The sequence below is a fragment of the Aliivibrio kagoshimensis genome (assembly GCF_050337105.1).
Classification (GTDB): Bacteria; Pseudomonadota; Gammaproteobacteria; order Enterobacterales; family Vibrionaceae; genus Aliivibrio_A; species Aliivibrio_A kagoshimensis.
In genome coordinates this window covers 1-8,982 of the sequence record NZ_JAKJSQ010000104.1, presented here as the reverse complement: position 1 = coordinate 8,982, position 8,982 = coordinate 1, and the positions used below count along the sequence as shown (strand labels likewise).

The following is an 8,982-nucleotide window of genomic DNA, read 5'->3' as shown; positions in this document are numbered from 1 at the left end:
GTATGAATGATATTGAGTTGTAGTGATGAATGACGATTTTGAATTACCGACATTTTTTCATTTTTGGAGTTTATAATGAACAAACTATCTTTAACCCTTCTGTCTGCTGCCATTATTTCGACCTTCAGCATTAGTGTGAATGCTTGTACTGGCTTAATTGTTGGCAAAGGTGCCTCAGTGGATGGGAGTATAATGATTGCTCGTAATGAAGACTTTGGCACCAATAATTGGAATAAACACTTAGCATATCGACCTGCACAAAAGAATGATGCTGAAACGTGGACGCTAGGAAATGGTCTTGTTGTCCCTATGCCAAAAGAGTTTTACGGTTATTCGGCAATACCTGATTGGGATGCGAATACTGTTGATAGCCAAGGTAAGTTTTATGAAGAGAGAGGGATCAACGAGTACAATGTAGCGATCTCTGCAACCACAAGTACTGAAGTTAATGAAAAAGTACTTAAAATCGACCCTCTTAATGATGCTGGGGTTATTGAAGCCATTATTCCAACGTTAATCCTTCCACAAGTAAAAACAGCCAAAGCAGGTGTTGAGCTACTCGGAAAGTATGTAGATGAGTATGGTGCTGGTGAAGGAAATAGCTTATACATCGCCGATGTAAATGAAGTTTGGTTGATTGAAATCGGTTCAGGTCATCATTGGATTGCAGTGAAAGTACCTGACGATAGCTACGCAATGATCGCCAATGGTCTACGTATTCATGGGGTAGATCTTAGTAGTGATGATGTCCTTCATTCTGAGGGGCTCATGGACTTTGTAAAACAAAACAAATTACTCGACAAACCGGATGCATCATCGTTTAATTTTGCTAAGGCATTCGGTGTTACAGGTGACATCTACAATGTCGATCGTGAGTGGTTAGGCCAAAAGATGCTGACTGAATCTAAAACGCAAAAAACGCGTCAAGATCAATATCCGCTGTTTATGAAGCCAGATGACAAAATATCCGTTAAAGATGTGGCTAGTGTACTCAGTGCCACGTTTAAAGGAACCAAATTAGAAAAAGAGGCAAAGCGACCGATGAGAGTTGAACGCCAACTTGAATCACATATTATTCAGCTACGTAAAGATATGCCTCATGAACTACAAGGCATTATTTGGCAGAGTTTTGGTGTGCTTCCAGAATCGGTGCTTGTTCCATTGTACACTAGCTTAAAATCTTACCCTGTGGCTTATCAAACAGGCAGTGATACGTATTCGGATCAATCAGCTTACTGGCAATTTAGAAGTTTAACTTCGTTGGCCTCAGCAAACCCTGAAAAATATCTACCTATGCTTCAATCGACATGGAGCAAAGAAGAGACCAAACTGTACAAGCAAGTTAGTAACTTAGACATGACATTGAAAGCGTTATATAAAAAGGATAAACAAGCCGCTTTAGAGATGGCTTCTGATTACTCCTATGGTCAACTACAACGTACGCTAACCATGGCGACGGATATACGTTATAAAATGATGACTGATCTTACGAAGAGTACCGAGAAAAAGTATTCTGAAGAGGAGTTTAAAAAGATAATGAATCTGTAGTCTTTACAACACGTCATTACATCTAACAGTTTGAATGCGTTAGCATGTATTAAAGGGGGAGGTTCTATATTGAGCCTCCCCCTTTTCGTTTTATATCGACTCTGCATTTTACTTGAAATGTTTTTATCACTAATCTGTTCTTATAGATATAGACTCTTAACAACATATTCCACAAGGCAGTAATCATATGACCAATCCTGTAAAAATCACGCTTTACCGATGGGGTGGCAGTTGGGGACCTTTTAAAGTGAATATTCCATGTGGCGAATGCACACTAACCAAAGACATTCTAAGTGATACCTTTGCGAATGAATTAGATGGAATACCAATAGATCTTGAAGTCAAAGATTGGTTATCGCATTGGTGGGAACCACTTAAACTGGGTTCATGGCACGCTCCGATTGTCGTTGTCGAAAGTAAAGTAGTGAGCCAAGGCGAGGCATTAAATCGCGGTGTGTTGATTCAATCTGTCATTGAACAATGGGCCAAACAAGATCAACTGCAAGGTAACATTGTTTATGGCAAAGCGACTTGCCCATATTGCGTGAAAGCGAAAGCGGAGCTTGATGAATTAGGTATCGAATACACGTACTACGACGTGGTGAAAGAGAGTGCGGCGCTTTATCGAATGATCCCTGAAGTAAAAGCGCACATTGGCCAAAAAACACCGGTTACTGTGCCTCAGATATGGATGGAGGGTCAATATATTGGTGGTGCAGATAATTTATCAAGCTGGCTAGCTGCTAACCATTAATCTGAGGCTATATTTTATGGAGCAGTGCAACAAGTAACATAAAATAATCCCACAATTTTGATATGGCTAATGATCAGTTACACGTAATGGTGCTACTTTATAGGTAGTGGTTTAATGGAAACCACCATCCTGTAAGAGGGAGCATTACGATGAATAAAAACGATAATGTGCCACTACCAGGTAATACTACGGAGTGGTTCTTTAACAAAAATAGCATCATTATTTTGCTGGATTTGTTGCTATTTTATTTGATGTATAACTATTTACCCTTTGAACCTAAAGTGGTTCTAGGGTTGAGTATCTTAGCCTTTATTGCTGTGCTTTGGCTTACCGAAGCGCTGCATGTTACCGTAACCGCCATTTTTGTCCCAATCATCGCAGTACTGTTTGATGTGTTTGATACTCAAACGGCATTAAATAACTTTGCTAACTCGATCATTTTTCTTTTTCTTGGCGGCTTTGCGTTAGCTGCTGCGATGCGCAGACAAAATCTTGATAAAGTAATTGCCGATAAAATACTGGTACTAGCGAATGGCAAGATGAGTGTGGCTGTTTTTATGTTATTTGGTGCCACAGCTCTACTTTCAATGTGGATCAGTAATACCGCTACCGTGGCAATGATGTTGCCATTGGTGTTGGGTATTCTTTCAAAGGTGAATGAAGAGAGTGGACACAATACCTATGTCTTTGTGTTATTAGGCATTGCATATAGCGCCAGTATTGGTGGGATAGCAACCGTAGTAGGAAGCCCTCCTAATGCGATAGCTGCTGCTGAAGTCGGCCTCACATTTACCGAGTGGATGTCGTTTGGTCTACCAACCTCTCTCATCTTGCTGCCTTTCGCTATTGCAGTGCTCTATTTGATGCTCAAACCTGAGTTAACAGGTAGCTTTGAAATTAACTATGAACCCGTCAACTGGGACAAAGGCAAAATCGTGACCCTTTGTATCTTTGTCTTAACGGTATTTTTGTGGATTTTTGGTAAACCCATTAATGCCATGATCGGTGGTTTTGCCAAGTTTGATACTTTGGTGGCTCTGCTCGCAATTGTTTTGGTTAATTTTGCGCGTGTAGTGCATTGGAAAGATGTAGAAAAAACGGCAGATTGGGGCGTATTGTTGCTATTTGGTGGAGGCATCTGCTTAAGCAATGTGCTCAAAGTGACAGGCACCAGTGTCTTTTTAGCCAATGAGTTGAGCGATATGATCTCTCAGTGGGACCTGTTTTTAATCATGTTAGTGATTGCTGGTTTTGTGGTTTTTTTGACTGAGTTTGCCAGTAACACGGCCAGTGCAGCGCTGTTAGTTCCAGTGTTTGCAGGGGTAGCAGAGGCATTTGGTCTTTCCCCAGTGGTGTTGTCTGTGTTAATTGCAACCGCAGCCTCATGTGCCTTTATGTTGCCCGTAGCGACACCACCCAATGCGATTGTGTTTGCGTCTGGTCACATCAAACAGCACGAAATGATGCGAGTTGGGATCATTCTTAATTTCGTCTGTATGGTCATTTTAACCCTGATAGCAATGCTATTATGGTAGTAACTCACCCGCTTGCTGTAGGCTATATGCAGCAAGCAAATCTATCTCTTTGACTAAGGCTTCAACCTGTTTGATTGCTTCGATTGAGGTGCTGTTTTTCCGGTAACTGAGATAAATTGGTCGACTCCAATCCTCCGCGCCATCTACGTGATACAGCTGTCCAGAGTTAATAAAAGGATCAACAATAGAGGCAGGTAGGTATGCAGTTCCCCCTTTCTCTAAGATAAAATCCAGAGCAATACGACCTGTTGATGTTCGTAAATAGGGAGCCGGTGCTTTAGCATGGCGTTCGGCGTGCTCGGAAGAGAAGCGAGTTCCCCAGTCGACATAGACATACTTTTCACTCATCGCTTGTTGAATATCACACGGTTGAGTCGAGACCAATACCAGTACTAAATCGGACACTTTTTTACACTCTAACTCTTCGGATTTAAGAGGATCAAAAATAAAAGCGAGATCTAAGGTACGTTCTAATAAACTGCGATCAAGTTGCTGCGGTATCTGCACCTCAGCCATAAAGCCATAACCACCAAAGGCGTCAGTGATGACACTTAAACAGTTCTGTAGATAGGCATCCCAAATACTCGGTGTGCCACCCAGAGTGAGTTGCAGCGTTTTTGTCTCTTCTAAAGAGAGTTCAAATTTCGCCTGCTGCAGAGTGGTTACCATGATATCGGCATATCCGATCAGACGCTCCCCAGCACTGGTAAGGCGAATGTTATTTCTTTCACGAATAAATAGCTGAGTATCAAAATAACCTTCTAGCTGTTTAATACGCGCACTTACCGCGGCTTGAGTGATGTATAAGTTGTCAGCGGCTCGGCCAAAGTGACGAACTTTTGCCACTTCTAAAAATGTGCGGAAGACTTTGACGTCCATAGTGTTTTAACCTCGATGTTGCCGCTAGCTAATCTTTGAAATATACCACCAAGCTGCCACTAATTCACTGACCGTTATGATGATATTGCTATTGAGTGCTAGTATTGGATATTGAATTTATAATATTAAGAAGGATTTCAGCGATAATGGAAAAAAAGACTCTCGCAAACTATGAACAGGAGCTGAAGTGGTTAGCGTTAGTCCTCGGCATTATTAGTACCGTCGCCATCGTGCAAAACTGGTATCCATTAACCATGTTTGTCGGGCTTCCTTTCTGCTTGATCTGGATATACTGTGCCTGGCTTCATACTGAACGACAACTTAAATACATTAATATTATTTTTTCTATCCTATATCTATATGGCATTGGTCGATATTTTTTACTCGAGTAAAGTGCGCAGTATTCATCATTTTTCCACAATAACTAAGAGATTATTATGAGTCATGTTGAAAAAGTTTTAATGGCACCACAAGGGCCGGAGTTTTCTAAATTCATTCAAGGTTATTGGCGTTTAGAGTCATGGGAGATGAGCCCTCAAGAACGCTTGTCATTCTTGAAAAGCCATGTAGAAATGGGAGTGACAACCGTTGATCACGCCGCTATCTATAGTTCAGGTCGATGTGAAACTTTATTTGGTGAGGCGTTAAAACTCGATCCCACCATGCGAGAAAAAATTGAAATAGTGTCAAAGTTTGGCATTAATGGTATTGCAACGGGCAACGGTGAAAAGCGCGTATCTCACTATGACAGTAGTAAACAAGCCATTCTGGACTCAATCGACAATTCATTACGTCGTTTAGGTGTTGAACAGCTCGATACCGTGTTAGTTCACCGTCCTGATTTTCTTATGGATGTTGATCAGGTTGCAGAAGCTTTTGCTGAGCTTAAAAAGAGCGGTAAAGTAAAACATTTTGGCGTATCAAACTTTACCGTTTCTCAATTCAATTTATTGCAGTCTCGTTTAGAGGCTCCATTGGTGACCAATCAGGTAGAAATGAACCCAATGCACTTTGATGTTATTGGAAATGGTGTGTGCGACCAATTGCAACAATGCCGTATACGCCCAATGGCATGGTCGTGTCTGGCGGGTGGTCATATTTTTAGCGAACAGACTGAACAGGCCATACGATTACGTGGCACTTTAACGCAATTGGCAGAAGAGTTAGGGGCTCACTCTATTGAGCAGGTGATTTTTTCTTGGGTATTAAAGCACCCATCAAACCCTGTTGCTCTTATCGGTTCAGGAAAAATTGCAAGAGTAAAAGAAGCCATTGGGGCACGAAAACTGCAAATGAATACCGAGCAGTGGTATCGCGTGTGGGTAGCTTCAAAAGGATTTTCTGTGCCATAAGGTACGATTAAACAAGCGTTGATGAGCGCAAAACTTGGATATATATCCGATTTCACGATTAACCGTGGCTAATCATACTCAGCTTCATACATTACGTGTAACTTATTACCATCCAGATCACGACAGTAAGCGCCAAAATAACGAGGGCGATACCGATAGCCGGGAGAGCCTTCGTCTGTTGCGCCATGTTTCAAAGCGGCATGATAGAACGCTTCTACCATGTCGTTACTCGCAGCCTTGAAGGTGATTTGCGTGCCATTACCGTTAGATGCTGGTTGGTTATCGAAAGGAGTTAAAATCCAAAAACAGCTCTGGCCATCAGAAGTGCCATAACCAATTTCGCCGTCTACCTCCATAGTGCGAACCATACCAAGTGTACTTAATAGCTTATCGTAAAATAGCCCCGCATTGTGCAGATCATTAGTGCCAAGACATACACCTAAAAGCATTGCAGTTTGTCCTTTTTAACTGAAAGAAAGTAAAGATCGAGTCATATCTATAATAACGGACCTACAGAAGCAAGTCGCTTTGTGTTTCAATTGAATGTCTGTATTACCAACTTCCTTAACAAAAAAGTTGGTAAACCCGAGCATGTAAGATAACGTTGCCATCAAGCCTCTATTATTGGTACCACTAAAATATCAACCGGGGACTTATTAATAAGGTTTTGTGAGTAGGAGATAATGCGACTCCAAAAATCGTGGTGATGACCACAAATCAGCAGGTCGATGTTATTTCCACTGATCACCTCATGCAGTTTTTCACTTAAGTCCCCTGTGCCCACGATAAACTTTGAGACAGGGAAATCAGTCTTAGTTTCAAAGGCACGGAGTTGCTCCATGGTATGTTCATTGAGTGGTCTTAAATCGGGGTTAACTTTGATATCGACTAAGTCGGGATAGATCTCACCGTGGGTCCCATCGATATGGATAAAAGAAATTCTTGAATCCAGCTGATTGGCGAGAAAAACAGCGCGATCAATAAGAGTGTAACTCTCTTCTGCTAGCTCTAGTGCAACAAGAATATGTTTGTATTGCATAACCAGTTCCTCTTAGTAGAAACACTACAATAAGCATAGTATTTGTGTGAGGAAAAAAGGTGAGCGTCCTCATATTTAATGATTAACGTAATAACATTTCTTAGTATCAGTCACCCATTGCAATACCTTCACGTCTCGGGTCTGCGCCACCAATTAATTTGTTATCCGTGAATACAACACCATGCAACCCAGAATTTAGATCTCGGATATTTACTTTGAATCCCATTTTTTCAAGTGGTTCTTTAAAGCGCACTGCATCTGTCCCTTCCTCCAGATCATAGGTACCAAAACGGTTAACAAGATGTGGCATATTGATGGCTTCTTGAATGTCCATACCCCAGTCAAAATGCGCAATAAGTGTTTGTGCAACATAACCGATAATTCGAGAACCACCCGGTGAGCCGACTGCCATGTATGGTTTTCCGTTTTCCAGTACTATGGTCGGCGACATAGAAGACCGAGGGCGCTTTCCCGGCTCGACGCGGTTAGCAATTGGATAGCCATTTTTATGTGATGCAAAAGAGAAGTCGGTCAATTCATTATTTAATAAAAAACCGTTGCTCATGACGCGAGAGCCGAACCCGTTCTCAATAGTACTGGTCATCGAGATGATGTTGCCTTCTTTATCGGCAATTACAATGTGCGTCGTGGAAGGGAGCTCGATAGACTGATCATCTGACAGCGCCATCTTACTGCTCCAAGGAGGGGTTCCTGGTGAGATGTTAGATAAAGGCTTACCTTTGGTGATCAGCGCCGCTCGGTTTTTCAGATAGTCTTTATCCAATAAACCTTCTGGCATTGGCACAAAATCGGAGTCGGCCATATAACGACCACGGTCAGCGAACGCGAGCCTAGAAGCATCGCCGATGATCTGCCACGATTGAGGATCATTCGGCCCCATTGCTTTCAAATCAAAATGACTGGCAATCCCTAATATTTGACCGACAGTAAGCGCACCCGAACTTGGTGGCCCCATTCCGCACACTTCATATTGACGATAATCAACACATGTCGCCGCTCTTTCGAGAATTTTGTATGTGGCGAAATCTTCCAATGCTAGGAAACCCGGATTGTCACTAACCCCGGATACTTTTTTGACGATATCTTTGGCAAGTTGCCCTGAATAGAAAGCCGACTCTCCCTCTTTCCCCAGTGTATCTAACGTTTTCGCGTAAGGTTTATTCACCAATAGGCTTCCCTCTTTCAGCGACTCGCCATCGGAGGTGAAGAAATACGCTTTAGTATCTGGATAGCGGCTCAAGCGATCTTTGTCTCGGGCAATGGAAGATGCGAGTCGTTCGGAGACGGTAAAACCGTGGGTTGCTAAATCCTTCGCTGGTTGGAATAGTTCTGACCAAGCTTTGCGACCGTATTTCTCATGCATGGTTGCGAGCAGCTTTACGGTTCCCGGCGTACCCACTGAGCGACCGCCAACTACCGCATTAAAAAATTTAAGCGGTTTACCGTTTTCGTCTTGAAACAGCTCAGGCTTTACCGCTAGAGGCGCGGTTTCTCGGCCATCAAAAGTGGTGATTTTTTTGCTTTTTGCATCGAAGTAGACAAGGAATGCTCCACCGCCTAAACCTGATGACTGAGGCTCAACCAGACCGAGAACGGTTTGAACGGCCACTAATGCATCTGCTGCAGATCCACCCGATTTTAGAATTTGATATCCTGCTTCCACGGCAAGTGGATTGGCTGCTGCCACCATGAAATTGTCGGCAACCACACTCTGTTTACTGGTTACTTTACTGGTAAGTTCAGGAGCAACCGTGTCGGCGACTTCTTCGATCGAAGAGGTTGCGTATACTGAAGATGAAGCAAAAGCGATACTGAGTGGAATCAAGGTTAGTTTAAACATACATTCCCTTATAT

Annotated in this window: 9 protein-coding genes; 5 read left to right on the top strand and 4 right to left on the bottom strand. The window is 42.5% G+C overall.

Annotation, left to right across the window (positions count from 1 at the left end; all coding sequences use genetic code 11):
• Positions 1–75: 75 nt before the first annotated feature.
• The 3 genes from L4C32_RS19505 (at position 76) to L4C32_RS19495 (ending at position 3,837) form a co-directional block, all read left to right on the top strand.
• Positions 76–1,548: a C69 family dipeptidase gene (locus tag L4C32_RS19505; protein WP_428198564.1), complete on the top strand. Its 1,473-nt coding sequence runs from the start codon at positions 76–78 to the stop codon at positions 1,546–1,548.
• 187 nt (positions 1,549–1,735) lie between these two features.
• Positions 1,736–2,302, top strand: coding sequence for a glutaredoxin family protein (locus tag L4C32_RS19500; protein WP_428198563.1), 567 nt, complete (start codon positions 1,736–1,738; stop codon positions 2,300–2,302).
• Between the two features lie 149 nt (positions 2,303–2,451).
• On the top strand, positions 2,452–3,837 hold the full coding sequence (locus L4C32_RS19495; protein ID WP_428198562.1) for an SLC13 family permease: 1,386 nt from the start codon (positions 2,452–2,454) through the stop codon (positions 3,835–3,837).
• Here L4C32_RS19495 and L4C32_RS19490 read toward each other — a convergent pair.
• Entirely contained in the window at positions 3,829–4,716 is an 888-nt protein-coding gene (locus L4C32_RS19490) for a LysR family transcriptional regulator (protein WP_428198561.1), read from the bottom strand. The two genes, L4C32_RS19495 and L4C32_RS19490, sit on opposite strands and share 9 nt — an antisense overlap.
• A gap of 146 nt (positions 4,717–4,862) precedes the next feature.
• Here L4C32_RS19490 and L4C32_RS19485 point away from each other — a divergent pair, with 146 nt between their 5' ends.
• The gene (locus tag L4C32_RS19485; protein WP_428198560.1) at positions 4,863–5,108 is read left to right on the top strand and encodes a hypothetical protein; all 246 of its coding nucleotides are present in this window, start codon (positions 4,863–4,865) and stop codon (positions 5,106–5,108) included.
• 45 nt (positions 5,109–5,153) lie between these two features.
• Positions 5,154–6,068, top strand: a complete 915-nt coding sequence (locus L4C32_RS19480) for an aldo/keto reductase (RefSeq protein WP_428198559.1) — start codon at positions 5,154–5,156, stop codon at positions 6,066–6,068.
• Between the two features lie 68 nt (positions 6,069–6,136).
• Here the strand turns inward: L4C32_RS19480 and L4C32_RS19475 are convergent, their stop codons facing one another.
• From L4C32_RS19475 to ggt, 3 genes are all read right to left on the bottom strand, one after another.
• Positions 6,137–6,517, bottom strand: coding sequence for a VOC family protein (locus L4C32_RS19475; RefSeq protein WP_428198558.1), 381 nt, complete (start codon positions 6,515–6,517; stop codon positions 6,137–6,139).
• A gap of 161 nt (positions 6,518–6,678) precedes the next feature.
• Positions 6,679–7,107, bottom strand: a complete 429-nt coding sequence (locus L4C32_RS19470; protein ID WP_428198557.1) for a universal stress protein — start codon at positions 7,105–7,107, stop codon at positions 6,679–6,681.
• A gap of 106 nt (positions 7,108–7,213) precedes the next feature.
• On the bottom strand, positions 7,214–8,968 hold the full coding sequence (ggt, locus tag L4C32_RS19465) for a gamma-glutamyltransferase (protein ID WP_428198556.1): 1,755 nt from the start codon (positions 8,966–8,968) through the stop codon (positions 7,214–7,216).
• Between the last annotated feature and the right edge of the window lie 14 nt (positions 8,969–8,982).